The sequence below is a fragment of the Halobacillus sp. AWM4_238 genome (assembly GCF_056158265.1).
This window is the reverse complement of record NZ_JBSWSY010000002.1, coordinates 3,363,466-3,387,977: the sequence shown is the minus strand read 5'-3', so window position 1 is coordinate 3,387,977 and position 24,512 is coordinate 3,363,466. Positions and strand designations below refer to the sequence as shown.

Sequence of the window (24,512 nt, the reverse complement as noted above, 5' to 3'; positions counted from 1 at the left end):
ATGTAGGGAATGGTTATATCGACCATCTGATTCATGTTTATCGATTTTGATTCATGAAAGGAGTCCACGATGAAAGATCAACTCAAGAACCCTGTTTTCCTCATTTCTGCAACCGTCATCACTGTCCTCGTCATCGTTGGCGCAATCAACCCTGAAGGTTTCGGTACAGTAGCTGGGGCCTTATTTGAATTTACTACCATTAATTTCGGTTGGTTTTACCTCATCTCTGTATTCGGATTTGTCATTTTCCTGGCGGGTCTTGGACTGAGTAAATATGGAAAAATCAAGATCGGTCCTCAAGATTCAAAACCTGAATTTCCATTCTTTACGTGGATCGGCATGCTCTTCTCCGCCGGATTCGGTGTAGGACTCGTATTTTGGGGAGTAGCAGAACCGATGAGCCACTTTTTCGAAACACCATTTTCAGAAATGGATGCCCAAACCAATGAGGCTGCGCGTGTCGCTATGGGCTATTCCTTTTTCCACTGGGGCATCAACCAATGGTCTGTATTTGCTATTGTCGGTCTGCTTATTGGCTTCTTACAATTCAGAAAGGATAAGAATGGTCTCGTATCTACCGCTCTTGAACCCGTACTGGGAAAATCAAAGCCTGTCAAATACACCATCGACTCTTTAGCCGTTATCGCTACAGTGATGGGGATCGCCACGTCTCTTGGACTGGGAATCCTTCAAATGAACGGTGGATTGAACGCGGTTTTCGGCATTCCGAATAGTACAACCATTCAACTTCTCATTACAGGGGTGCTGCTCGTCTTATACTTAACTTCATCCAGTACTGGATTGGAGAAAGGAATCAAATGGCTCAGTAATTTAAACTTGGCCCTTTGCTTAGTCCTCCTCTTGTTCGTTTTCTTTGCCGGCCCCACTGTTTTTATTTTGAATAGTTTCACTTTGGGGATAGGAGATTACATTTCAAATTTTGTGGGGTATAGTCTAAGATTGACCCCTTATGAAGGAGGTACCTGGCTCAGGGAATGGACGATTTTCTATTGGGCGTGGGTCATTGCATGGTCTCCGTTCGTTGGAGCTTTCGTTGCCCGCGTTTCCCGAGGTCGAACCATCAGGGAATTCATTTTTGGGGTCCTTGTCGTCCCACCGTTGATCGCTTGTTTATGGATTGCCGTTTTCGGGGGTACAGCCTTAAATAGTGACCTGAACAACGGAACGAAGATTGCTGAAGCGGTCAACAATGATATAACAGTCGCTCTCTTTGAAGCCTATGAATATCTGCCTCTCACAGGTATTCTATCCTTTTTATCGATTTTGTTAATTGCGACGTTCTTGATCACATCGGCTGACTCTGCCACTTACATTTTGGCTAGTATGACAACGAATGGCAGCCTGACCCCCGCTCTTGCTATAAAAATCATTTGGGGTATTCTAATGGCAGCGATTGCCGGCGTGTTGCTTGTCGCGGGTGGGTTGGATGCCTTGCAGACAGCTTCTCTCGTTTCCGCACTTCCGTTTACGGTGATTATTATTCTATTCGTGTATGCGTTTACGAAGATGATCCGTCAAGAACCCCTGCCTGAACGACGCAAAAATAAGAAAGATTAGATAAGAACATCAGAAAACCAGCCATTGGATCATTTCCTGGATTACCAAAAAGGTGCCCTTCTCCAATACAGGAAGGGCACCTGATCTGTGTTAACTTTAAACTTCTGGATTCTCTATACTCCAATATCCTCCATCTCCTGGATCCACGTGAGTGGTCTTGGTCTCTCCTATTCCCCAAGCGGCTGCGATGGTAAGAAAAAGAACAACAACGAGTCCAGCTATTCTTCTCATCAAAGAAAAACCTCCTGTTATTTTTCTATTCTTTCTAAATAAGCAAGCGGAAGTTGGGCAAAGAAGTAATCCCCTTGTTCATGGATGAAACGTCGATAGGAATGCATCAGCATTTCCCTGTTTCCTGTAGCCAGCCCTAAATAACTTTCCTGAAAGGGCGTCAGGGAAGGCAACGTAAGCAAGACCTGCTGAGTTTTTTCATAATCTCCCCGCGCCAGAGCAAGGTGCGCCCCCTCTACAGGATCTGTAGTTGATACCCCTTCTGTTTTTTGGTGAAAAGCAGATATGAAGGGCAGAGAGCGATTTTTCACAGTTTCTAAAAATTTCAAGAGCTGATGATTTTCCGCAATTTCCATAGACTTTAATAACGATTCCATAGAAGATTCATAGCCGTTAAAGAGCTGACACAATGCCAAATCATGATGCATGCGACTTTTTCTCCTTGGCGAAACTTCTGTATTAATCATTTTATAGGCATAACGACTTGCAAGAATGGAGTTATTGGTCTTCCAATAATGATAAAAAAGCAGCTCTTGATAACGTTGATTTAAGTAATAATACATCAAAGGCTCGTCTACATGCTGAAGCGCCTGATCACATTCATCTAAATATTTGTCTAAAGCTGTAAACACTTTCAAATCCTGATACGAATAAACGAGAGTGAACAAATGCAGGCATCTCAATGATGGATGAGTAAAATGGAGACCTTTTAAATCATCTAAAACATATTTCTTTTGATCTCTGCCTGTCTGAGACAGGAGGACGCGATACAGATGCCCTGCCCCTTTATCGATGTACGGGGAAGCAATAATGACAGACAACTCTTTCAAAAAATCATTCATATAAAAAAATTCCATACAGACAATTTGTTCATCGATATGTGTAGGGAAGTGGGAAAGGATGTAATCTTTGGTATGTAAGACAGCGTCTTTTCTAGAGAATTTTTTTAAATAGCCCAGGTAAACATCATATAAAGAGGAAGTGCGGCTCATTTGAAGCTTCCGCAATGGGCTTGGTTCAATTAATTGGTCATCCGTCATCACACACGCCCTCCTTATCTTTCTTTACCTTTATTTTATTGAATTTTCGAAAATATGTCTATACAAAATCTTAAAGCTCTTGAAATATTAATGGAATATATTACCTTACCAAATTCTCAAATGCGGAAACAAAAAAAGACACTACTCCTTTGTAGTGTCAGAAAATGCTTGAGGTAAGGTACCACACGTTCCATAAAAGCAAGCTGTACACAATGAGACGCTCACTGTTGGATCCCGTGCGAAAAGTAAAGATAAATTGTAAATGTTTCTTTGAGAAGGGATAGGCCAACGGGATTCCCTTTTTTGTTATGTAATCACCGAACAAATGGGAAACCACTCCGATGATCAAGCCCCCAATATACATACGAGGAATGGCGAATGCTTGCTCAAGGATGATGCCGTATCCGATGAGTACCCCCACAAATAAGACAGAGTGGGTCATTTTTCTATGCCCACGAATCATAATGAGGATAGGTAACAGCAGCATAACAAATATTTTTAATTGGTCTCGATATGTATCCAAATACTCCGGCACAAACAAGTAACAAAGAAAGGCGACCGTAAAGATCGTCATGAGTCCCCGCCAAAACTTATGACCAAGAGTAGATGTTGGAGTGTCGATATCCGGCAAAAGCGAGCCGAATAGAACGAACACAAAAAATAAAACCGTTTGAAGAGGTTGTTCAGGCATCCACTCGAACGTAGGGAGTAAGGTCATTGCCCCAACCCCGAAAGTGAAGCCCACAACCTGGTGTCCTGATGCCATCATGATGTGCAGCGATCCTCTCTAACAAGTATGTACGATTCACTAAAAGTGGACCGCCCATTTCCGGGACGGTCCTTTTATAAAAATACACCCACGAACCTGTGGGTATCAATCAACAGTCTTTCTCAGGCAGCCCCAGCATCTGAAACTTCGGCCCTTCCATTGTCTGCTTTCCTTCAATGGTCAAGGATTCAGTCATATGGGCAATTCTACGATCTATGGCTACTGGAATAGCATTGATATGCTGAAGTTCATCATCGCCTTCCGGTTCACCAATCGTCATCCCAATATCTGGTTCCCCGCATCCGTAACCGGCAAAAAACAAACGCAGGCATGCTGCATCTTCATCTTCCAGGATTTGACTCAGCAAATCCCTGGCTTGGTCGGTGATTTTCATCGTCTTCACCCCTTCGACTATAAAATACCATAATTACCAAGGATCCTGGTAGTAATATGAATCGCTTCTCATACGTTTCCACTATTCTTCCCTTCCCATAAATAAAAATCCCTGGTGGAGGTTCCACCAGGGATGAAGGATTATTTTTTTATACGGCGCTCGCATTGATTTCAACGTCGATGTTTCCACTTGTCGCTTTAGAATATGGACATACTTTGTGTGCTTCCTCAGCAAGTGACTCCGCTTCTTCCTGAGAAACGCCTTTCACTTTCACATTGAGGACAACTCCCACTTTAAATCCATTGTCCGATTCATCTTTCAATAGGCTGACGTCAGCAGTGATTTCAGATTCGATCTCTTTCTTCTGTTTACTTGCAACCAAGTTCAACGCCCCATCATAGCAAGCGGAATAGCCAGCTGCAAACAACTGCTCTGGATTTGACCCTTTTTCATTACCTTCACCAGGCATAGAAAGGTTCAAATCGATTAAACCATCATCTGATTTTACATGGCCGTTTCTTCCACCTTGTGCTGTTGCGTGTGCGGTAAACATTACATTACTCATTATCCATCACTCCTTGACTTATTATTGAATCCACAACAATTACATACCTCATCTTGCCGTTGATTAAACATTTCTATTCATCATACACGCGATACTCCTTCTGCATGTCCACCGGAGCCATCTTCACCATCCATTGCATGATGTATGTGAACACCGCCAAATCATCGACAAGACCGAGAAATACGAGGAAATCCGGGATGACGTCCCATGGAAACAGAAGATAAGCCACTAAGAGTCCAACAGAAAACCACTTCTTCCCTGCACTCACATCTTTTGATTTAAAAAACTGCACAAGAAAAGGCACCGATTTTCTAACATTAAAAAGGAACTTAATTCTTCGCCATAAACGGATCATCGTCTTCCCTCCTCCCCCTATTATACACTTCTTATTTCGACATAAAGCAAGAGGAATCCTCACAATTGCTTAAATAAGACGTATACTTTACCATAAAAAGAAAAGAGACTATTCCACACCTGTCCCAATCGTCTTTTTTCATGCTTACCCAGAATGAAAAAAGACAGTTGAATTTCGAACCGCACCCACTAAGCAGAATTTCATAAGATAATCGGGCCATCCCAACACATACTACCATTAGTTACATAGCCCACTTTATATAGTTCTGCATACGATACAATAGCTCAAAGAAAATTGAAGGGGAGAAAGTTGTCATGAAGATCCTACTATTGAACGGAACGATCGTCGGGAAAAAGACCCGGACGCTCCTTGATGAAATCGAAAAATATATACAACAGCTGCCAACGGATCATACGACGAAGATTGTGGACCTCGAGAACTACGAGCTTCAATTCGTAGATGGCCGCCCTGCTGAAGAGTACAATGAAGATATGAAAAAATTGATCAGCGAAATTGAAGAAGCAGATGCTTATGTCATTGCCACTCCCGTTTTTCAAGGTTCAATTCCAGGCACCTTGAAAAACGTATTCGATGCTGTATCTCCACTTGCAATGCGCTATAAACCCGTGTCTATTGTCGCCAATGGAGGAACTTTGCAACATCACCTTGTCGTAGAAAATCAATTGAAACCCATCCTGAATTATTTCCGGTGCATGGTGACACCGAACTACGTCTACACTCATACCAATCACTTCTCCACACAAGGAGAGCTCATTGATGAAGACGTCCGCAACCGCTTGAAAGAAATGACGATCGTCTTTAATCAATACATGCAGATGAGTCGTGAACTTGAACCAGATAAATAGGAAATGGAGCGGATCTTCATTTCAATAGAAAGAAGTGCGGGATCTATGTAAGACTCCCGCACTTCTTTATGCTCTTCCGAGTATTTTGGTTATGTAATTCTGCGTTTCCCGGAATGGTGGTACCCCATCATGTTTATCTACGTTCCCAGGACCAGCATTATAAGCAGCGAGCGCTAATTCGATATTGCCATCATAGCGATCGAGCATCTGCCTCAGGTATTTTGTCCCACCCATCAAGTTTTGCTCGGGATCAAATGGATCCTTTACACCAAGACCCTCTGCCGTCGCAGGCATAAGCTGCATCAACCCTTGGGCCCCGGCGTGACTGACGACTCCAGCATCAAAGTTTGATTCAGCCTTCACGACAGAACGGACCAAATTCTCATCAACTCCATATCGCTCCGAAGCCTTTCTTATGAGCTGATCCACATCTACGTTCCCACCGGTGACCTTTGGAATATCATCCGACTCCTTAATATGTTGAGCAGGAACTGCCCCTTGATTAAAACTGACGCTGTGCACTGGTTGTGACCGTTGGCTTGACGAAGAAGGTACAGCTGAACGATACGATTGCTCCATCGCCGCGTTGAACAGGCTTTGAAACGTAATATCCTCCATACCGCTTGAAAAAGTGTTCGAATTCCGATTCCCTAACATAGACATGGCCTGCATTTGAATCATTAGCTGGATCTTACTGACATCCATGTACTCATCTCCATATCGTTAATAAATCAAGTGTACAAGATTCATGCTTTTTCAACAATCACTCTTATGAGTATATTTTACAATTTACCAATACTAGTCAAAACTTGAGAAAATCTTTTCTTAAAACCGCTATTCAGTTATCATTTTTGAGCGTTTTTTTCCCAAAGCAACACCCACTAAAAAGGTGATACAATATAAAATAGCAAAAGAGATACCGAATCGTGCTCGTGCCCTGTCGTGCTGGTTGTCCACGACATTGCACCTAACTTTTTTCAAATGTATTCATTTCTTTCTTGAGTACTCTCTTTTGTCTCTTACGTCGAATCACCCTATTATTTTTCCCCGCCAGGAAAAATACCTGTAAATTTCATGGTCTGTCTCCCTTCAATGAGAAGACACATACCATCTCCCCCTTTTGCCCATTCAAAAGGGGGCTTTTTTTATCCTCATTTATTCCTACTAATGCTCCCTTTACTTGAAGACTCCGTTTCGAGACTTTTGTTGAGTGGATGGGGGCTACGGGGAATAGCTCGCTTTCCAACCACCCCTGACGCTCAACTTAGCAACGAACCCCGAACCATCTCGAAAACTGAGTCTTCCACAAAACTGCCAAATTGTTGAATAAAGACTTAGGATTAGACAAGATTTGTGCTTTGTGTGGACAAGCTGGCAAATTATTTTTAAAAAGCTAAATATTCCACGTTTGTACATCATATATTTGAAGTACAAAGGAGGTGGAATAAAGATGGATTTCAACAACCGTGTCTTTTTGTTCCTAGCTGCTCTGCTTTCTGGGTATGCGCTTTACAGTCTCGGTGATAGTGGTGGAAACTTCTTCGATCAATTCTTGTTCTACGCCGGCTATATCGCAATGATACTTTTTTCTTTTGCTATTATTATCGTCGGGCTGGCAAGGTTCTTAAATCAGTACAAATAGAAAAATGGCCTCTCCCTGTGGGAGGGACGTGTGAAAAAAGGCTGCGGATCCTCCGCAGCCTTTCTTTTATTTGGGTGACTTGAAAAACGACTTGAAGAAGTTTGTCCAGCCATTCTCATCAGATGACTCTTCCAGTTCTTTGTGTTCTTCAACCTTTATATCCTCTTTTTCAATCGCGTAATCCAATGTGAGGACAGCCCCAAATTCTGAATGAGTACCCTGATTCGAAACGATCGAGTGGTGAATGTTATGCTGCTCGGCTAAATCCATGTAGGGAGATAAGAACCGGTAGCTCACATCACCGTTTAACAGCAACTCGGCATTTGGATAGCTTTTCATTTCGTCTGCTAACTCTTCCTGCCCCTGCTTCTGCATTACTTGCCCTTTTGTCAAGGCAACAAGGACTCGTTCTCTCAGTGTACCAAGGTATTGTTTTCTTTCTCCTGGTTTTGTCTGCCGGCTCCCATACATTCCTTCCTGTAAGTAATCTTCCATATCTGGTTTCTTCATAGTTGCACCTCATTCACTCCTAGTATGGTACAGAAAAAAGGCTGTACACATGACAGCCTTCCCCTATTTTACAACTACGGATATGTGAGATGGAAGAACGGACAACTCCACGGGCAGGGAATCGCCTTCTTCTCCGTCGACGTTGGTTACCATCCTGTCCTGTGATGTAATACGGATATGATCCGCTTGGAAGTATTCCACATCCTGCTCATCCTTAAGTCCACCTCTAAGAATGGCCGAAACAATGGATGCGAGACGAATCAAGTTCACTTTAGGCACGATATACCCATGAATTTTTCCGTCATTCACATTCGCTTCCGGGGATAGTTTTTCAAAACCGCCGGCAGAGTTTGTTAAAGCCGCCAGGAAAAGAAAGGACTCTCCTTCCCATGCTTTATCATCATATTCAATCCGCATGGGATAACTGCTATGCTGGGTCAAGGTTTTCATTCCTTCCATCATATAAGCAAACGGCCCAAATTTCGTCTTTTGTTCAGGAGTCACTTCATATGTTGCTTCAGCAAGGGCTCCCGCTGCGACGATATTAACAAAATATTGGTCATTAATTCTCCCGATATCTACGGATTTTGTCTGGTCGGAGCGGAGAACGTCAATCGCTTCTTCCACCTTCAATGGAATATTAAGGGCTCTTGCAAAATCATTAACCGTCCCAAGTGGAATGATTCCCAAAAGAGGTCGGTGACTTTCATCCACCATCCCATTGATTGTCTCATGCAGGGTGCCATCTCCCCCCATAGAAACGACAAGGTCAAACTCATCTCTGCAGGCGTTCTGGCAGTATTTTGTGGCATCCAGCTCTTTTTCTGTTTGAGCAACCTCCACATCGTATCCTTTTTCCGTCAATATTTCTTCTATTTCTTCAACATGATCGATGGCTTCTTCTTTTCCTGAAGAAGGGTTTACGATCAGCATAGCCTGTTTCATTCTCTTTCTCCTCTCACAAACATCCATCATTCTTCTGATTGGTATTCATAAAGGGTGCTGACAGAAGAGAAGCCGATTTTGCGGATGAATTCGCTCACTCCATTCTGATGCGGCCGGAGACTTGTCTGGATAGCTTTTGCATCCTGTTCTTTCATCCAGTTGACTAATTGGTCACACAGGCTTGTCCCTATGCCTTCCCGTCTATAAAATTCATCCACAAATACTTCCCGCACATAACCGTACACAGCCTCTTCCCCATGTGTTTCGATAATGCCCAGGACATATCCGATCATTCTTCCATTCATATCAGCAACCAGAAGTTTCTGTTTCGGGTTTTTTGCTAAAAATTGATCGGCCGCCCAGTACTTGCGGTTCTTCACTTCATCATTGGTCAGCCTTTCGGAGCTGGTCACATGAAGAAAATCAATGCTGTACCTTGTAAAATGCATCAAATCCTTTTCCTCAGGTTCCCTTATATCGACCATCAAAAACCCCTCCTCTACGCTTTTAACACCACTTGATATTCAGGTGTATTTTCTATAACGTCCCGGGCGAAGGAGCAGACCGGGTCGATTTTCAACTTATGTTTACGTGCGTAATTCACGGCATAATCAATCAATTCACCGCCTAGTCCTTGTTCACGTTCAGACGGCGCAACGAAAGTACTTGTAATGACCATTGTATTATCATTCTCTTCAAATAGAAGCTGAGCTTTTGGGTCTTGTTCCTCTCCTATATAAAACGTTCCATTTTTCTGTTGGATTTCTTGTTCCATGACAATCTCTCCTTTCCCTATAAAGGATACCCTTTCATCTTCAAGAAAAACATAACTGCTCAACGAGGAGCTTTGAAGATGAGATATTCGGTGATGCTATTTTAGAATTCGACACCTTTATTTGAGTATTCGACAACACAATTTTAGTATCCGACAGCGTTATTTGAGTATTCGACAACGCTTTTTTAGAATTCGACACCCTTATTTGAGTATTCGACACCAAAAGAGTGTTGCTTAACATTCCTCTTCCCTCATTAAATATAAAAAAAGAGCACCTACTATATATAGTAAGTGCTCTACAAAGTTATGCTGTTTGTTTTAAGTCTTCCTCTAATGGGATGTCCTTCTCTAATCCGCGGCGGGCGGCGATGATGAACGCTGTAACGACCGCAACCGTACCGAGTGCTGCAACGACGTAAGAAACATTCAGAGACAATCCGAATCCGATCGGAGCATTCAGGATATAGGTGAATGTGGCCATAGTCATGAAGGTCGCAGGCACGGCGGCGACGAAGTAATTTTTACGGGAAAGGAACAGGTACATGGCTCCTACCCAAAGCGCGATGACGGCTGTTGATTGGTTTGCCCAGGAGAAGTATCTCCATAGCAATGTGAAATCAATGCGTGTCAAAGCGAATGAGATGACGAACAGTGGAAGAGCAATCCATACACGGCTCATAATTTTCTTTTGTGGAACCTTAATATAGTCCGCTATAATCATACGAGCGCTTCGGAATGCTGTATCTCCGGATGTGATTGGCAGAATGATGACACCAAGGACAGCCAGAGTACCACCCACAGCACCCAACATAGCGATTGAGACTTCACTGACAACAGCTGCTGGTCCACCGCTTGCAAGAATCTCATTGAGTCCTGCAGAACCGTTGAACAAACTCATTGCTGCCGCTGCCCAGATCATTGCAATAATTCCTTCTGCAATCATCATTCCGTAGAAAATACGACGTCCTTGTTTTTCTTTTTGCGTCGTTCTTGAAATGATAGGTGTCTGGGTCGCATGAAACCCTGACAAGGCACCACAAGAAATAGTTAAGAACAACAATGGAAAAATCGGTGCGTTGTCTGGGTGCATATTAGTAAAGCTCAATTCTGGAATAGGTGCTCCAGTTACAACAAGGGATACTCCAACTCCAATGGCACTAATGAGCAGAAGAGCCCCGAAGATCGGATAAAAGCGGCCGATAATCTTATCAATTGGAAGCATCGTTGCTAATAGATAGTAAGCAAAAATCACAAGTAAAATAACAGGTAGAGCGAGCCAGCTGCTTGTCATGTTGTGTAAAAGATCCGCAGGTGCTGTAACGAATACAGTTCCTACAAGAACAAGTAAAAGGATCGCAAACGCGTTGACGACGTGTTTCATGACTTTCCCTAAAAACTTCCCTGCGAGTTCAGGAAGGTGGGCACCACGGTTACGGATGGAAATCATCCCTGTTAAATAATCGTGGACAGCTCCCGCAAAAATGGCTCCAAACACAATCCATAGAAAAGCGACCGGGCCGTATAGGGCTCCGAGAATTGGACCGAAAATCGGCCCCACTCCCGCGATGTTCAAGAGCTGGATTAAAGCATTCTTCTTCTCTCCCATAGGCAGGTAATCGACACCATCACCGTGGGAATAAGCAGGTGTTTCACGACCTGCGTTGACACCGAACATTTTTTCAACATATTTACCGTACGTAAGATAACCGACAATTAAAAGTGCAATACTCACTAGAAAAGTAATCATTTAGCATCCTCCTTTTCGCGCTCGTCTGTAATCGCTTACAAACAATATATCAAGAGAACGCTTACAAAAGGGGATTTAAGATTAACATGTCAAGATTGATGTTCAAGATGTCGAAAATCATGATCGAAATACAACCCCATTACAATTCCAGCTTCTTTCGTAATTCCTTCACATAGTTCCGACTTACGGAAAGCTTTTCCTCTGTATCCAGAAGTTCCAGCTGATAGGCTCCATTGAACCACGGAGTTAGCCGATGCACGTAATCCAGGTTCACAAGATAACTTTTATGGATTCTGAAAAAAGAAAAGCCATGAAGCCGCTTCTCTACATCTTTAAGTGCATCTTTTGTCTCGTAGACCCTTTGTTTGCCGACAATTTTCGTTACCCGATCTTCTCTGTGTACGTACATGATTTCAGCTGGGTCCAGGTACTCAATCGTGTCTTCTACTTCAACAGCCAATTTGGAAGGAGGTTGGACGGGCTTCACTTCCACAGGCTTACATTTATTTTCTATCCTTTCTACAGTTTCACTTAACTGTTCTTCATCGAAGGGTTTGAGTAAGTAATCGATCGCCTTTTGACGGAATGCTTCCACCGCAAAATCTGGGTAAGCGGTGGCAAAAACGATTTCCGGAACTTTCTTCAGCTCTTGAACCGCCTTCGCTACCGCCATTCCATCCATCTTCGGCATCTCTACATCAAGAAATAGGACATCCGGCTGAAGCTTCAACGTCTGCATGACTGCTTCATCGCCTGACCCAGCTTCTCCTACAACTTCTATGCTCTCATAACGTTCAAGTAAAAAATTCAATTCGTCTCGACTGAACCGCTCATCATCGACGATAAGCACGGTTATTTTTCCGTTCATGACTCTGACTCCTTTTTGTGAAGAGGGACCGTAAATGCAATGGTTGTCCCTTGTCCCTGTTCGCTTTCTATTCGTAGCTTCGCATTCTTTCCATGCATGTATTCTAAGCGTTTGTTGACATTATACAACCCAAATCCCGTCCCACTTTCAGACGATACCGATTTTTCTCCCAACGTTCGTAACCTGGTCGGCTCAATTCCTTGTCCGTTATCCGCCACACTGATATTGACATGTTCTCCATCCCTACGGATGGAGATCGTGATTTCAGCTCCCCCGTCCTGGTTTCTGATTCCATGCTTGATGCTGTTCTCGACCAGCGGCTGCAAGGTCAAGGGAGCGATTCGTGCTTCTAAGGCTGATTCATCAATATCATAATGAACATGCAGGCGATCGACGAAGCGTGTTTCTTCAATGAGCAGATAAGACTTCACATGTTTCAACTCTTCTTTTAAAGTCATCCATGTTTTTGTGGTTGCCCCTAAGTTTTGCCTAAAGAACCGGGAGAGAGCGATAAGAAGTGCTCTTGCGCGGTCAGGTTCCGTACGAGTCAATGACACGATGACGTTTAACGAATTGAACAAAAAGTGTGGATTGACTTGTGCCTGCAAGGCCTTCACTTCAGCTTCGCGTGCCAGTTCTTGTGCTTTTTCAGCATCAGCAAGCTCAAGCTGCTGACTAAGAAGAGCGCTCAACCCTTGAATCAACTCCAAAAGAACATTAGAGATGTCTTTTTGTGATGAAACGTAAAACTTCAATGTTCCGACGACTTCTTGCCGCTTCTTCAATGGAACGATCACGGCTGCCCCAAGCGGACAACCTGGATGTTGACATTGAATCTCTTCATGTCTGACTACGACACGCTCCCCAGTCTCAATGACATCACGGGTAGCGTCTGTTTGGATCGGCTCTCCCGCCTTATGATGATCATCCGCCTGTCCCACATGAGCGAGGATTTTTTGTTTATCCGTCATAGAAATTGCACTCACTTGGACTTCCCCATAAATGATCCGACACGCCTTTTCTGCAGAGTCCATCGTCAACCCTTTTCGAAGATGGGACACCGTCGATTCAGCTAATTTGAGTGCTTTTTGGGCCTGTAATGCTCCAACTTTCTCTTCTTCATGAAGAACATTGCGAATGATCAATAAAAACAACGCAGATCCAAGTCCATTCGCCACAATCATAGGAACTCCAATTTCCTGGACAAGGGACCATGCACGTGGATATGGATCAGCGATGAGGAGAATGATCCCCATCTGCACTGTCTCTGCAAGGGCCCCTACAAACAGCGCCGTCTTCAGTTTCAAAGGTTCCTCTTTTTTATGGAAGTAACCAGCGATGATCCCTGCTACTACGGCTGAAATTCCGCAAGCGACTCCCGTGAAACCTCCAAGAAAAAAGCGATGCAAGCCAGCTATGATCCCGGCCCCTATGCCAATCCGGTAACCTCCGAAAAGGCCGGCAGCCACAATGCCGATCACCCTTGAATTCGCCAGTGCTTCCGATTCGATAAGATTATAAGCCCACCGTCCATAATCAAGTGAACTTGTGTCATACGTGATGCCTGTATATGTACCAATAATTCCAAACAACCCGAAGAAAGCGATCGCCATGTATCGCTGACGTTGATCCAAAGTTTTTTGGTCGATCAACTCTCGGAAAAAACGAAAGCGAGTAATAATGAAAGCGACCGTTACAATAATTCCAAGCCTCTCAAGCATTGGGAGGAACAACTCAAACATAATCCCACCTCCTTCTTCCTTCCCTTTCTTTCATATATGCTCCCTTTTAGTTTAAGACTCAGTTTCGAGGCTTTTGTTGAGTGGATGAGGGCTGCGGGGAATAGCTCGCTTTCCGCGGGAGCGCGGTGAGCCTCCTCGGACTGCGTCCTGTGGGGTCTCACCCTGCACTTTTTTCCCGCAGGAGTCTCGCCATTCCCCTCCGCCCCTTTCCCATATAAGTATCTCGAAACTACTTCCAGAATAGCAGTTTTTCTGGGTCATAGGATTTGGTCTATATAACTGAAAGAAAGATCCAATTGTATTCTAAAGCTTGCTATATAGCGCTTTTCAGTTAGTAAGCAGTGATTTTAGAAGACCCTCCAAGCGTGTGCGTAGGTTCGTTTCTCTAATGCATGGAATGGGGTGGTTGGGAAGCTGCGAGACTCCCGCGGGAATGGAATGGCTGGCGAGACCCCGCAGAGCTTTAGCTGGCTTGCCTCAATCACCAAAGGAAAGCGAGTGGCTCCCCACCCCTGACGGTCAACTCAGCAACGAACCCCGAAACATCTCGATCCTGAGTATTCCACAATCCTGCCATATAGTCGAATAGTAGGTTATGTTTATTGTAGCATGGACGGTTTGTTTCGATACACAGAATAAAAGTAAGACCTTTCAGAAGAATGACGGTTAGAAAACATTAGGGAAACGTCAGAATTTTTTGATACACTAAAAAGAAAATGAGGTGATAGGATGACAACAAAAATAGCAATCATACAAATGGACATCGTCTTTGGAAATCCAGAAGAGAACCGGAAACACGCACAGGAGAAAATTAAAGAAGCCGCTGCACAAGGAAGCGAGGTCATCTTGTTGCCTGAATTATGGACGACAGGCTATGACCTTTCCCGTTTTGAAGAGATAGCTGAAACACTCGAAGGACCAACACATCAGCTCTTGATCTCATTAGCAAAGGAACTTGAGGTCACCATTGCTGGTTCTGTGGCAGAAGAAGAGAATGGGAAGTTTTACAACACATTCGTTGCCTATAACGCGGTTGGGGAGCGTCTCGTAACTTACCGGAAAGCGCATTTATTCCGTTTGATGAATGAAGAAAAGCATTTAGAATCAGGGAATCAAAAAGGAAACTTCGATCTTGAAGATGTGCCGGTAGCCGGTGTAATCTGTTATGATATCCGCTTCCCTGAATGGATGAGAACACACATGTTGAATGGTTCACGTGGGTTGTTTGTCGTTGCCGAGTGGCCAAAACCGAGGGTTGAGCATTGGCGCAATCTATTGATTAGCCGGGCCATTGAAAATCAATGCTTCGTCATCGCATGCAACCGTGTAGGTGCGGATCAAAACAATGAATTTGGAGGCCATTCCATCGTTGTGGACCCGTGGGGCAATGTGATCGCTGAAGGTGGTTTTGATGAGGAAATCGTATATGCGGAGGTCGACTTCACTGCTGTCGAAGCTATCCGTGAGCAAATCCCTATTTTTCAGGACCGACGTCCGGACCTGTATGAATGATTTCTTCTTTTATCACTGTTGATCAATACCATCTTTAAATAAGAAAATAAAAAAATCCTTCCGAATCAATCGGAAGGATTTTTTTCATAAGCCGGTGTTTGATAGAAATAGTTCGGAGTATCCATCCGGTTTTCGTATGCCGAATGGAAAATATGTGTCGTTGCTGGTGAAACCGGTGGGATGAGCCATGTCCAGTCACCGGTGACCTCACGTCCACATGCATGTTCTTTTTTCTCGAACTGATGGAACTGTTGAGCGGCTGTGTGGTGGTCAACAAGGGTTACACCATCGGATTGATAGGAAAACAGCACAGCCTGGTTAAGCTCAACCAAGGCTCGATCCTTCCATAAGGATGAATGTCGTTTCGTATCAAGTCCCATGGCTTCTGCTACAACGGGCAAAAGGTCATATCGAAAGTCATCGGCTAGGTTACGGGCACCAATTTCCGTTTCCATATAAAAACCGTTGAACGGAGCCGCTGTATAATCCAGCCCGCCGATTTCAAGTCGCATATCGGAAATAACCGGGACAGCATACCAACGCAGGTCTAAATCTTCAAACCATGTAAATTCAGGGTGACGCAGCGGAACTTCCTTCACCTTGTAAGAAGGAATATCGAACCACACGGGCCTCCGTCCATTCATTTGTACCACCAGAGGCAGCACATCAAATGCTGTGCCATCCCCTTCCCATCCTAGCTGCTGACATTCTTTCGTAAATGCTATAGAAGCAGGGTCACCTGTAACGTTTCCGTGTTCTTCATAGCCAGCGTAACGGACCAGTTGGTGATTCCAAACGCGTACATCTTCCTCTGAGGTCTTGGGTTTAAAGATGGTGATTGTTGAACGGATGCGCCCGCCATTCGTCGCATAATCCAAATGGTCAAGGAGAGCATCACGCATGCCTTCCTCTGTATCAATATGTCGGGCATCAAAAACATTCAATGTATTCCAGAAAAGACGCCCAATGCAGCGGTTGCTGTTCCGCCAGGCGACCTTGGCGCCGTATTCAAGTTCATGATAGGTATGGGTATAGCTCCCTGTCTCACTGATTTCCTGCTCAATTTCCTTGAGCCTCTCATCTGTACCAGTAAGCTGTTTTTCCTGATGATATTGGCGAAGAAACGCTTCCGCCTTTTTATATAAATCTGTATTCACAGCATGAATCCTCCTGTATGGTGCTTCATTCCTATCCTACCATACATGAAGACAGACCTACACGATTCAGTCTGCTTTACGGGCGGGCTGTTGTACAGGGTCCCACACGCTGTTATAAGGAGGAGCGTAGGCGAGGTCCAGGTCTTCCAACTCGTCTATCGTCATTTCATGGAAAAGAGCAGTGGCGAGGACGTCGATTCGTTTATCAGACCCCTGTCCTCCGATAATTTGAGCTCCAAGCAACTGCCTCGTTTGCTCATGATACACAACCTTTAATGTCATCGGGTCCTCTTTCGAATAATAGCCGGCGGCATGTGTCGATTTGATGGTCATCGTTTTAAATGGAATCTTTTCATTTTTAGCCTCCCGTTCCGAAAGACCGGTTCGGGCAAGCGTTAAATCAAAGAACTTTAATATCGAAGTACCCACAATCCCTCGGAACGATCTTCTCTTATCGATCATGTTGAGTCCTGCAATTTGTCCTTGCTTGTTGGCATGCGTACCTAATGGGATATAGTCCTCTTTCCGTTTGATCCGGTGATACTGGGTGGCACAATCCCCGGCAGAATAAATGTCCAAAATGCTTGTTTCCATAAAGGCATTGACGGAGATCGCGTCGTTTCTCCCTTTGTACACTCCTGTATTTCTCATAAAGGATAAATTCGGTGCGACCCCTACGGCAACAAGAACAAGATCCGATTCATATTCTCCTTGATCGGTGATGACCGAATGAACATGATCATCTCCTTTGAATCCTTCGACCGATTCTCCAAGGTGCAGTTCCACACCGTTTCGCTCTGCTTCTTCGTGGATTTTCTCCCCCATATCCTCATCGAAAATTTTCGCCAGTTGGGGCCCACGGTCAATCAGCCGTACTTTCTTTCCTACGGACACGAAGCTTTCGGCCATTTCAAGACCAATGTATCCTCCGCCGATGATGGTCACTTGTTTCTTTTCCTTTGTGGTTGCCGCCATGATCTCCTTTATATCGGGAATGGTCTTTAGTGTGTAAATGCCTTCAAGTTCCCGGCCTTCCCATGGAGGCATGACTGGTGACGCTCCAGAAGCGACTAAGAGACGATCATAAGACAACTCAAATTCACGTCCCTGGTCATCTTTTCCGTAAACAACTTTATGGTCACAATCCACTTCGGTGACTTTGTGATACGTTCGAACGTCGATGCCATATTTCCCTCGAAACGTTTCAGGGTCACGGGCGATGAGGTCATCCGTTGACTCTACCTCACCACTCAATACATACGGCAGTCCGCATTGTCCATAAGAGGTGATTCCTCCTTGTTCTAATACGGTAATCGTGTGCCCCTCGCTATTTCTAACAATTTGCATAGCTGCACTCATCCCGGCAGCATCTCCTCCGATAATAACAAAATCCAACCCAATCACTCCTTTTTACGTACCTTCTATTCTCTTATTCTTTGCCTATATGGTTCCCTCTCAAACTTCTCTCATGTTAAACTAACCATATTATCTTTTTGTACGACTTTTCAAAAAAATACCCGAGGTGAAAAACATGAAACAATTTCAAACATCCAAAGCCATCCAACGTCTTCCCGATCAATTTTTCGCAACCATGATTGATAAATTAAATCTATACAAGAATCGTGGATATGACACCTTGAACTTAGGGCAGGGAAACCCTGACCAACCCACTCCCTCCCACATTGTGCAGTCCCTAAAGGAAGGGGCCGAAAACCCTGATTTCCACAAATATCCTCCCTTCCACGGGTATGAATTTTTAAAGGAAGCTGTAGCAGAATTTTATAAACGTGAATATGATGTGGACATCGATCCAGAAACGGAAGTGGCCATTATGCCCGGCAGCAAAACGGGTCTCGTTGAGCTTAGCCAATGCTTTCTCGATCCAGGCGATGTCGCGCTTGTTCCTGACCCTGGTTATCCTGATTACTGGTCTGGTATTGAAATGGTAGGCGCAGAAATGAAATCCATGCCCCTTCGTGAAGAGAATGGTTTTTTGCCTGACTACGGAGAAATCGATGAAGAAAGCTGGAACAAAGCCAAGCTCATGTTTTTAAACTACCCGAATAATCCAACCGGAGCGATGGCCGATGCAGACTTTTTTGCAGAAACCATCGAAGAAGCAGAAAAGAACGATGTCTGTGTCGTCCATGACTTTGCCTATGGAGCCATTGGATTTGATGGGAATAAACCGCTCAGTTTCATGCAATTCGAAGGTGCAAAAAACGTCGGCGTTGAAGTTTATACCATGTCAAAAACGTACAATATGGCCGGTTGGCGGGTCGCTTTTGCTGTCGGTAACCCAAGCGTAATTCAAGCCATAGAGGTCATTCAGGACCACTATTTTTGCAGTATCTTCGGTGGTTTGCAGAAAGCTTCCGCCACTGCTTTATTGAGTTCACAACAATGTGTCACAGACCTTGCCGAAACCTATGAAAAAAGACGAGACCTTCTTGTCCATGGTCTGGAAGAAGCGGGATATCATGTAGCCCCTTGCCAAGGTTCCTTCTTTACTTGGCTGCAAGTGCCTGAAGGGTATACTTCTCAAGGGTTTGCGGACGATTTGTTGGAAGAGACAGGATTATTTGTTGCCCCGGGAATCGGATTCGGTAAATATGGAGAAGGCTATGTGCGAATTGGATTAAACAATTCTGAAGAAACTTTGCGTGATGCGGTTGAACGCTTTAAGGCGTTTAAAAAGAAATAAAACAAGGACAAAGACAGGACTTCCCTAAGAGGAAGTCCTGTCTTTTTTTACTTCTAAACAAATCGGCGACCCCTTATATTCATAAGCTTCAAAAACCACCGTTGACCTTCTCCTCCTGTCGAATAAAGTCTAAGCATTATAGAATTTTTTTAAAAGTAAATATTGAATACTTGTTCAAAATGTATTTTAATTAGTTATACAAACATTCTACATGAACTTTACAGGAGGGGTTCAAGTGTATGCGCTTGTAAGAAAAGATGACCGTGTATTAGAAATTCTGAAAGACCCGATCGACCGTAGAGAGAGGGTCTTCACCAAAGAAGAAGAAGCATTGAAATATGCTAAGAAGTTGAACCTATATATACAGTCCGGGCCAAAATGGGAAGTTGAGAAATATAAACTCAAACAATAAGAAGCAGAAGCTCTATCCTGAGAGCTTCTGCTTCTTTAATCCAATGCAATCACCTAAAATGGAAATTCGCGATAGCCGTTCATTACACCAATCCACTTGACGGTCGTAAACTTATCTAACGCCCACTCGCCTCCGAAACGGCCAAGACCTGACTCTTTTTCACCACCAAAGGCGACATGTGCCTCGTCATTGACGGACTGATCATTCACATGGATCATCCCCGTCTCTACGCGTTTGGCTACTTCCACACCACGATGCACGTCACGGGTGAATACAGAACCGCTCAACCCATACGGAGATTGGTTCGCCGCTTCGATCGCTTCCTGTTCCGTTGACACTTGGATAACGGATGCCACTGGCCCGAAGATTTCATTCGCAGCAATAGGCATGTCGCTCGTAACGCCCGTCAAGACTGTCGGTTGCATGATACTGCCATCCAAATCGCCTCCAGTGAGAATTTCAGCGCCCCGGCCTACACTCTCTTTTAAATCCTCTTGAATCCGCTCTATGGCATCATGGTTGATGAGTGGACCAATCACGGTATCTGCTTCTGATGGATCGCCAGCTTTCAGACGCTCTACCTTTTCTTTAAATTTCTCGATGAATGCATCGTGCACATGTTCATGAACAATGATTCTGTTTAACGACATACAAATCTGTCCCTGATGAAGGAACTTCCCGAAAGCCGCTGCTTCCACCGCTTGATCGATGTCCGCATCTTCAAGAACGATCATGGCATTGTTTCCACCGAGCTCTAAGGCTGTCTCCTTTATATATTTCCCAGCGAGTTCACCAATATGGCTGCCGACTTCGGTTGATCCTGTAAATGAAATCAACTTCGCTGCCGGATGTTTCACGAAAGCATCTCCAATTTCTGAACCTCGACCAACGACGACATGGATCACTCCTTCAGGAAACCCTGCTTCCTCGAAAAGGTCAGCAATGAGTAATCCAGATGTAACTGGTGCATCAGAAGCCGGTTTGACAACAACGGTGTTTCCGGTCGCCACAGCTGGGGCTATGGACCTCATTGCTAGATGAAAAGGGAAATTCCATGGGCCGATGACACCGATCACCCCTTTTGGAGAACGATACACCCGGTTTTCCTTTCCTGGTGTATTGGACGGGAGAATCTGTCCGCTCATCCGTGTCGGAAAACTGGAAGATTCCCGGATAATGCTGACAGCCGCTTGAAATTCCACTTCTGCTTTAACAAGCGTACTACCTGCTTCTTTCACAAGCCAGTCCACGATTTCGTCTTTCCTCTCGTGGACGATTTTTAGAAGTTGATCAAAATACGCCTGTTTTTTGGCAGGGGGTGTCATCATCCAGGATTCTTGAGCCTTTGTGGCTCCCTCATAGGCTTCGTTAAGGTCATCTTCGTTTGCAGAGGGAATCGAAGCAATCGTTTGCTGTGTATAAGGGTTAATATTCTCTACATATTTTTCACTGGAACCGTTCTTCCACTGACCATTGATGTATTGTTTAGTAAACGTTTTTGGACTCATTTCAAGACCTCCATTCGGAAACTTTTCACAAAGCTATCATTCCCGGTCATAGAGGAAGTGAAACGATTTAGACTTCCATCAGCATATCGACGTGTGGAATCCCGTCTTCAAGATAAACGTCTGAAACTTCTTTGAAACCGAAAGATCCATAAAACTGACGCAAATGCTCCTGCCCATGAAGCGAAATATGAGTGACCTTGTAATCTTCTTTCAATACTTCAATGGCCCGGTCCATTATTTTTCGGGCATATCCAAACCCTCGATGCCCCTCTTTGACGAGTACGCGTCCAATGCTGTGGTACTTCTCACCTTCCATTGGCGGAACGATGCGCAAGTACGCCACCATTTCCTTTTCTTTTTCCATCCAAATGTGGAGACTATCCTCGTCCCTTCCATCGATTTCTGGGTAAGGACACTCCTGTTCAACGACAAAAACCTCAACCCGTGTCTGCAAAATCTCATACATTTCCTTTTTTGAAAGTTGAGCAAACGTTTTATGTACCCATTCCATTCTATATCCCCCTCTTTCATGATTATCTATTCAATATACCTTACCGTTTTTGACCTGACAAAGCTTCATCTATGCAAATGTAAGAATTCACGACTATCCATTCCGTCTTCTCGATGATTGGGTTTGAAAGTTTTTGTAGAAAAATATCCTATTCTCGTTTTATTGATCCGGGTGAAGGGGAAACTACGATTACAATTCCTAGCAGGAAAGGAGGGAAACGATGCTTATGTTTCTAAAGTTATTACCCGTATCATTACGGAAATATATGAAAATGTCTAAACGGCAGCGAAAACATGAAATACAGATGACCTTATGGTACATGCCTTTTTACTATATTTTATTGTCTATTTTATTTGTTGTGGTGACTTTGCTGTTGGATCTCGTTTTCCAAATCGAGCAGTATACTTTTGAATTTTTTCGAATCAATGCAGAAATCACACGCATGCTTGTCAGTACACTCATCGGGGGAATTTTGACACTCAGTGCTTTTACATTGAACTCCCTGCTCGTCGTGTTGACGACATTTAGTGGTCAGTTCTCTCCACGAATGCTCCTCAACTTCGTATCAGACCGCAGGACGCAGCACGCGCTTGGGATTTTTAACGGGAATTTTGTCTATGTGCTTCTGGTCTTCCTATTTATCGGGAACACGAGACACGAATTTTTTGTAGCGGTTCCCATCGTCACGATATTCCTAGCCTTTACGTCCGCCGTTACATTCATCTATTTCATTAACCACGCAACTACTTGGATGCAAGTGCATAACATCACTGATACGATGAAACATTCTTCCGAGCAAATGATCAACCAAACCTTGAGGAAGGACCTCGAACCTTACCGAACAAAAGAACCAGGAGACTTAATGGAAGCGGAACGCTCGAATGCGAAACCGATCAGAGCCATTAAGTCTGGATACATTCAGCTTGTGGATTATAGAAGGATGATTGAAGAAGCAAGAAAAGATGACGTCCTGATACAATTCCATGCTCAAGTGGGAGATTACATCTTAAAAAACAACCTCTTGTTCAGCTACTGGGGGCCAGGGGCTGAATCCATTGATGAAGATAAGTATTGCAAAATGGTCATTATTGATTACAAAGAAACAGAACTGCAAGATATCCAAATGGGGATGCACAAACTAGCCGAAATTGCCATTAAATCTCTTGGTAATGATGACCCGAAAACCGCAACCAACACCATCCATCAGATGGCTGAGCTGATGCTTACGGTTGAGGATTATATTACATTCACCCCTTACTTGATGGATAAAGAGAAACAAGTACGAGTCATTCTGCTTTCTGAATCGTTTGAGTCCTACATCTATCGTGGCTTTGGCTATATTCGTCACTATGCTCGTGACAATCATCTGATCATTACGGAGCTCGTGGATGCCATTGCTATGGTCGCAGAATCCATCGACAGATCGAAGCACCAAATGTTATGGGGATTCGCGTGCAATACCATCGACCATATTGAAACTAAAGTCATTTATGAGCTGGACAAAACTTTTCTATTGGAAGCATTGGAGAGATTAGCAAGAGTAACAGGCAATAAGCTCGATTATTATTCGATTCAACGCCGGTTCTACCCCGTGGATTAAAATCATGGCATTGGGAAAAGTTCAGGAATCGTCTACCTGAACTTTTTCATGATTGTGGAATGGTAGAGGTCTATAGTCAGTTGGATGTCGATATAACCTATACGAATTGACATTGGCCTCCATTTTTCCTATCTTATATATATGAACATATAATCATATATGAGAGGTGAGCATCATGGGACATCATCACCACCATCACATCGATTCAACAACTGGCAAAATCAAAACCGCTTTCTTCCTTAATTTCTTTTTTACGATTATCGAATTGATCGGCGGTCTATTGACAAATAGTATGGCGATTCTCTCCGATGCATTACACGACCTTGGAGACTCCCTTTCTCTCGGTCTCGCCTGGTACTTACAAAAATTCTCCCGAAAAGGACATTCGGATCATTTTTCATTTGGTTACCGGCGATTCTCGCTTTTGGCGGCATTAATCAACAGTGTGGTCCTTATCGTCGGATCTGTCTTCATTTTGACAGAAGCCGTCCCTCGTCTATTGAATCCTGAGCAGCCGAACGTCGGAGGTATGATTGCTATTTCCATCCTGGGTATCCTCGTCAACGGGGCAGCTGTTTTCCGGCTTAAAGGCGGAGACTCCATGAACCAGAAGGTCATGACCTGGCACCTGCTTGAGGACGTCCTTGGCTGGGTAGCCGTCCTTGGTGTCAGTATCGTTATGCTGTTTTTTGATGTACCAATTCTGGATCCGATTGCTTCGATTGGCATTACATTATTCATTTTATATAACGTGGTAAAAAATCTTACCCAGACGATGCGACTCTTTCTGGAAGGGGTACCGTCCGGAATTAACCTTGAGGATTTGATTCAAGAAATAAATAATTTGGATGATGTGAGATCCAGTCACCACACCCACCTTTGGTCGATGGATGGAGAGAATCATGCGTTTTCCACTCACATCGTTGTACGTGCGGAAGCGACAAAAGAGGAGATTTGTAAGGTGAAGGAGGAAGTGAAAAAGATTTTACACCCTATTTCACTCGAGCACATTACTCTGGAAATTGAATACGAAGACGAATCTTGTTCCCTTGAATAAAAAAGTGGCCAGCTGCAAGCAGCT

26 protein-coding genes are annotated in these 24,512 nt (G+C 44.0%); 8 read left to right on the top strand and 18 right to left on the bottom strand.

The features are described 5' to 3' along the window. Window positions 1-69 precede the first annotated feature (69 nt). On the top strand, window positions 70-1,578 hold the full coding sequence (locus ACXACN_RS16885) for a BCCT family transporter (RefSeq protein WP_474965987.1): 1,509 nt from the start codon (window positions 70-72) through the stop codon (window positions 1,576-1,578). A 96-nt stretch (window positions 1,579-1,674) separates the two neighbouring features. On the opposite strand, the gene ACXACN_RS16880 is transcribed toward ACXACN_RS16885, so the two are convergent. The 6 genes from ACXACN_RS16880 to ACXACN_RS16855 all read right to left on the bottom strand — a co-directional run bounded on the left by ACXACN_RS16880 (window position 1,675) and on the right by ACXACN_RS16855 (window position 4,932). After that, window positions 1,675-1,812, bottom strand: coding sequence for a hypothetical protein (locus ACXACN_RS16880; protein ID WP_474965985.1), 138 nt, complete (start codon window positions 1,810-1,812; stop codon window positions 1,675-1,677). Between the two features lie 14 nt (window positions 1,813-1,826). Further along, window positions 1,827-2,849, bottom strand: coding sequence for an AimR family lysis-lysogeny pheromone receptor (locus ACXACN_RS16875; RefSeq protein WP_474965984.1), 1,023 nt, complete (start codon window positions 2,847-2,849; stop codon window positions 1,827-1,829). 157 nt (window positions 2,850-3,006) lie between these two features. Beyond that, entirely contained in the window at window positions 3,007-3,618 is a 612-nt protein-coding gene (locus ACXACN_RS16870; RefSeq protein ID WP_474965982.1) for a metal-dependent hydrolase, read from the bottom strand. A gap of 109 nt (window positions 3,619-3,727) precedes the next feature. After that, window positions 3,728-4,012 (bottom strand): iron-sulfur cluster assembly accessory protein, encoded by a 285-nt coding sequence (locus tag ACXACN_RS16865; protein ID WP_474965981.1) that lies wholly within the window; start codon window positions 4,010-4,012, stop codon window positions 3,728-3,730. A 148-nt stretch (window positions 4,013-4,160) separates the two neighbouring features. Beyond that, complete coding sequence (locus tag ACXACN_RS16860) at window positions 4,161-4,577, bottom strand: organic hydroperoxide resistance protein (protein WP_474965979.1); 417 nt, start codon at window positions 4,575-4,577, stop codon at window positions 4,161-4,163. Between the two features lie 73 nt (window positions 4,578-4,650). Continuing rightward, on the bottom strand, window positions 4,651-4,932 hold the full coding sequence (locus ACXACN_RS16855; RefSeq protein ID WP_474965978.1) for a YkvA family protein: 282 nt from the start codon (window positions 4,930-4,932) through the stop codon (window positions 4,651-4,653). A gap of 314 nt (window positions 4,933-5,246) precedes the next feature. Between ACXACN_RS16855 and ACXACN_RS16850 the strand changes: the two genes are divergently transcribed. Next, entirely contained in the window at window positions 5,247-5,798 is a 552-nt protein-coding gene (locus tag ACXACN_RS16850; RefSeq protein WP_474965976.1) for an NADPH-dependent FMN reductase, read from the top strand. A 66-nt stretch (window positions 5,799-5,864) separates the two neighbouring features. Here the strand turns inward: ACXACN_RS16850 and ACXACN_RS16845 are convergent, their stop codons facing one another. Then, window positions 5,865-6,503 (bottom strand): lytic transglycosylase domain-containing protein, encoded by a 639-nt coding sequence (locus ACXACN_RS16845; protein WP_474965975.1) that lies wholly within the window; start codon window positions 6,501-6,503, stop codon window positions 5,865-5,867. Window positions 6,504-7,248: 745 nt separating this feature from the next. Here ACXACN_RS16845 and ACXACN_RS16840 point away from each other — a divergent pair. Beyond that, window positions 7,249-7,440: a hypothetical protein gene (locus tag ACXACN_RS16840; RefSeq protein ID WP_474965973.1), complete on the top strand. Its 192-nt coding sequence runs from the start codon at window positions 7,249-7,251 to the stop codon at window positions 7,438-7,440. Between the two features lie 66 nt (window positions 7,441-7,506). On the opposite strand, the gene ACXACN_RS16835 is transcribed toward ACXACN_RS16840, so the two are convergent. The 7 genes from ACXACN_RS16835 to ACXACN_RS16805 all read right to left on the bottom strand — a co-directional run bounded on the left by ACXACN_RS16835 (window position 7,507) and on the right by ACXACN_RS16805 (window position 14,027). Next, window positions 7,507-7,950: a YueI family protein gene (locus ACXACN_RS16835; RefSeq protein ID WP_474965971.1), complete on the bottom strand. Its 444-nt coding sequence runs from the start codon at window positions 7,948-7,950 to the stop codon at window positions 7,507-7,509. A 63-nt stretch (window positions 7,951-8,013) separates the two neighbouring features. Further along, window positions 8,014-8,895, bottom strand: coding sequence for a diacylglycerol/lipid kinase family protein (locus tag ACXACN_RS16830; RefSeq protein WP_474965969.1), 882 nt, complete (start codon window positions 8,893-8,895; stop codon window positions 8,014-8,016). Between the two features lie 26 nt (window positions 8,896-8,921). Further along, on the bottom strand, window positions 8,922-9,380 hold the full coding sequence (locus ACXACN_RS16825) for a GNAT family N-acetyltransferase (protein ID WP_474965967.1): 459 nt from the start codon (window positions 9,378-9,380) through the stop codon (window positions 8,922-8,924). Between the two features lie 14 nt (window positions 9,381-9,394). After that, on the bottom strand, window positions 9,395-9,670 hold the full coding sequence (locus ACXACN_RS16820; RefSeq protein ID WP_474965966.1) for a GNAT family N-acetyltransferase: 276 nt from the start codon (window positions 9,668-9,670) through the stop codon (window positions 9,395-9,397). A 304-nt stretch (window positions 9,671-9,974) separates the two neighbouring features. Further along, window positions 9,975-11,417: a carbon starvation CstA family protein gene (locus ACXACN_RS16815; protein WP_474965964.1), complete on the bottom strand. Its 1,443-nt coding sequence runs from the start codon at window positions 11,415-11,417 to the stop codon at window positions 9,975-9,977. A gap of 139 nt (window positions 11,418-11,556) precedes the next feature. Continuing rightward, window positions 11,557-12,285: a LytR/AlgR family response regulator transcription factor gene (locus ACXACN_RS16810; protein ID WP_474965962.1), complete on the bottom strand. Its 729-nt coding sequence runs from the start codon at window positions 12,283-12,285 to the stop codon at window positions 11,557-11,559. Further along, window positions 12,282-14,027: a LytS/YhcK type 5TM receptor domain-containing protein gene (locus ACXACN_RS16805; protein WP_474965960.1), complete on the bottom strand. Its 1,746-nt coding sequence runs from the start codon at window positions 14,025-14,027 to the stop codon at window positions 12,282-12,284. Before ACXACN_RS16805 ends, ACXACN_RS16810 begins: the two co-directional genes overlap by 4 nt. A 729-nt stretch (window positions 14,028-14,756) precedes the next feature. Here ACXACN_RS16805 and ACXACN_RS16800 point away from each other — a divergent pair. Continuing rightward, window positions 14,757-15,539, top strand: a complete 783-nt coding sequence (locus ACXACN_RS16800) for a carbon-nitrogen family hydrolase (RefSeq protein ID WP_474965959.1) — start codon at window positions 14,757-14,759, stop codon at window positions 15,537-15,539. Window positions 15,540-15,604: 65 nt separating this feature from the next. On the opposite strand, the gene ACXACN_RS16795 is transcribed toward ACXACN_RS16800, so the two are convergent. Then, a complete protein-coding gene (locus ACXACN_RS16795; protein ID WP_474965957.1) occupies window positions 15,605-16,696 on the bottom strand; it encodes a nitric oxide synthase oxygenase in 1,092 nt (363 codons plus the stop codon). Between the two features lie 66 nt (window positions 16,697-16,762). Then, window positions 16,763-18,091 carry an FAD-dependent oxidoreductase gene (locus ACXACN_RS16790; protein ID WP_474965956.1) on the bottom strand — a complete coding sequence of 443 codons (1,329 nt, stop codon included), beginning with the start codon at window positions 18,089-18,091 and terminating at the stop codon, window positions 16,763-16,765. A 136-nt stretch (window positions 18,092-18,227) separates the two neighbouring features. Here ACXACN_RS16790 and ACXACN_RS16785 point away from each other — a divergent pair, with 136 nt between their 5' ends. Continuing rightward, entirely contained in the window at window positions 18,228-19,400 is a 1,173-nt protein-coding gene (locus tag ACXACN_RS16785; RefSeq protein ID WP_474965954.1) for an aminotransferase class I/II-fold pyridoxal phosphate-dependent enzyme, read from the top strand. Window positions 19,401-19,635: 235 nt separating this feature from the next. Beyond that, window positions 19,636-19,812: a hypothetical protein gene (locus tag ACXACN_RS16780; protein ID WP_474965952.1), complete on the top strand. Its 177-nt coding sequence runs from the start codon at window positions 19,636-19,638 to the stop codon at window positions 19,810-19,812. A 53-nt stretch (window positions 19,813-19,865) separates the two neighbouring features. On the opposite strand, the gene ACXACN_RS16775 is transcribed toward ACXACN_RS16780, so the two are convergent. Together ACXACN_RS16775 and ACXACN_RS16770 are read right to left on the bottom strand one after the other, a co-directional pair. After that, entirely contained in the window at window positions 19,866-21,320 is a 1,455-nt protein-coding gene (locus tag ACXACN_RS16775; RefSeq protein ID WP_474965950.1) for an aldehyde dehydrogenase family protein, read from the bottom strand. Window positions 21,321-21,387: 67 nt separating this feature from the next. Further along, window positions 21,388-21,831, bottom strand: coding sequence for a GNAT family N-acetyltransferase (locus ACXACN_RS16770; protein WP_474965949.1), 444 nt, complete (start codon window positions 21,829-21,831; stop codon window positions 21,388-21,390). Between the two features lie 220 nt (window positions 21,832-22,051). On the opposite strand from ACXACN_RS16770, the gene ACXACN_RS16765 reads away from it, so the two are divergent. Both ACXACN_RS16765 and ACXACN_RS16760 read left to right on the top strand, forming a co-directional pair. Continuing rightward, complete coding sequence (locus ACXACN_RS16765; RefSeq protein ID WP_474965947.1) at window positions 22,052-23,431, top strand: DUF2254 domain-containing protein; 1,380 nt, start codon at window positions 22,052-22,054, stop codon at window positions 23,429-23,431. A 175-nt stretch (window positions 23,432-23,606) separates the two neighbouring features. Further along, on the top strand, window positions 23,607-24,488 hold the full coding sequence (locus ACXACN_RS16760) for a cation diffusion facilitator family transporter (RefSeq protein WP_474965946.1): 882 nt from the start codon (window positions 23,607-23,609) through the stop codon (window positions 24,486-24,488). Window positions 24,489-24,512: the final 24 nt, after the last annotated feature.

What these genes read in the sequence shown, in the direction of transcription:
- ACXACN_RS16840 (WP_474965973.1), top strand. Translation starts at nt 7,249, where the DNA reads ATGGATTTCAACAACCGTGTCTTTTTGTTCCTAGCTGCTCTGCTTTCT.
- ACXACN_RS16765 (WP_474965947.1), top strand. Translation starts at nt 22,052, where the DNA reads ATGCTTATGTTTCTAAAGTTATTACCCGTATCATTACGGAAATATATG.
- ACXACN_RS16825 (WP_474965967.1), bottom strand. Translation starts at nt 9,380, where the DNA reads ATGGTCGATATAAGGGAACCTGAGGAAAAGGATTTGATGCATTTTACA.
- ACXACN_RS16820 (WP_474965966.1), bottom strand. Translation starts at nt 9,670, where the DNA reads ATGGAACAAGAAATCCAACAGAAAAATGGAACGTTTTATATAGGAGAG.
- ACXACN_RS16770 (WP_474965949.1), bottom strand. Translation starts at nt 21,831, where the DNA reads ATGGAATGGGTACATAAAACGTTTGCTCAACTTTCAAAAAAGGAAATG.
- ACXACN_RS16885 (WP_474965987.1), top strand. Translation starts at nt 70, where the DNA reads ATGAAAGATCAACTCAAGAACCCTGTTTTCCTCATTTCTGCAACCGTC.
- ACXACN_RS16775 (WP_474965950.1), bottom strand. Translation starts at nt 21,320, where the DNA reads ATGAGTCCAAAAACGTTTACTAAACAATACATCAATGGTCAGTGGAAG.
- ACXACN_RS16875 (WP_474965984.1), bottom strand. Translation starts at nt 2,849, where the DNA reads ATGACGGATGACCAATTAATTGAACCAAGCCCATTGCGGAAGCTTCAA.
- ACXACN_RS16855 (WP_474965978.1), bottom strand. Translation starts at nt 4,932, where the DNA reads ATGATCCGTTTATGGCGAAGAATTAAGTTCCTTTTTAATGTTAGAAAA.
- ACXACN_RS16810 (WP_474965962.1), bottom strand. Translation starts at nt 12,285, where the DNA reads ATGAACGGAAAAATAACCGTGCTTATCGTCGATGATGAGCGGTTCAGT.
- ACXACN_RS16800 (WP_474965959.1), top strand. Translation starts at nt 14,757, where the DNA reads ATGACAACAAAAATAGCAATCATACAAATGGACATCGTCTTTGGAAAT.
- ACXACN_RS16870 (WP_474965982.1), bottom strand. Translation starts at nt 3,618, where the DNA reads ATGATGGCATCAGGACACCAGGTTGTGGGCTTCACTTTCGGGGTTGGG.
- ACXACN_RS16830 (WP_474965969.1), bottom strand. Translation starts at nt 8,895, where the DNA reads ATGAAACAGGCTATGCTGATCGTAAACCCTTCTTCAGGAAAAGAAGAA.
- ACXACN_RS16835 (WP_474965971.1), bottom strand. Translation starts at nt 7,950, where the DNA reads ATGAAGAAACCAGATATGGAAGATTACTTACAGGAAGGAATGTATGGG.
- ACXACN_RS16805 (WP_474965960.1), bottom strand. Translation starts at nt 14,027, where the DNA reads ATGTTTGAGTTGTTCCTCCCAATGCTTGAGAGGCTTGGAATTATTGTA.
- ACXACN_RS16760 (WP_474965946.1), top strand. Translation starts at nt 23,607, where the DNA reads ATGGGACATCATCACCACCATCACATCGATTCAACAACTGGCAAAATC.
- ACXACN_RS16850 (WP_474965976.1), top strand. Translation starts at nt 5,247, where the DNA reads ATGAAGATCCTACTATTGAACGGAACGATCGTCGGGAAAAAGACCCGG.
- ACXACN_RS16785 (WP_474965954.1), top strand. Translation starts at nt 18,228, where the DNA reads ATGAAACAATTTCAAACATCCAAAGCCATCCAACGTCTTCCCGATCAA.
- ACXACN_RS16845 (WP_474965975.1), bottom strand. Translation starts at nt 6,503, where the DNA reads ATGGATGTCAGTAAGATCCAGCTAATGATTCAAATGCAGGCCATGTCT.
- ACXACN_RS16865 (WP_474965981.1), bottom strand. Translation starts at nt 4,012, where the DNA reads ATGAAAATCACCGACCAAGCCAGGGATTTGCTGAGTCAAATCCTGGAA.
- ACXACN_RS16860 (WP_474965979.1), bottom strand. Translation starts at nt 4,577, where the DNA reads ATGAGTAATGTAATGTTTACCGCACACGCAACAGCACAAGGTGGAAGA.
- ACXACN_RS16815 (WP_474965964.1), bottom strand. Translation starts at nt 11,417, where the DNA reads ATGATTACTTTTCTAGTGAGTATTGCACTTTTAATTGTCGGTTATCTT.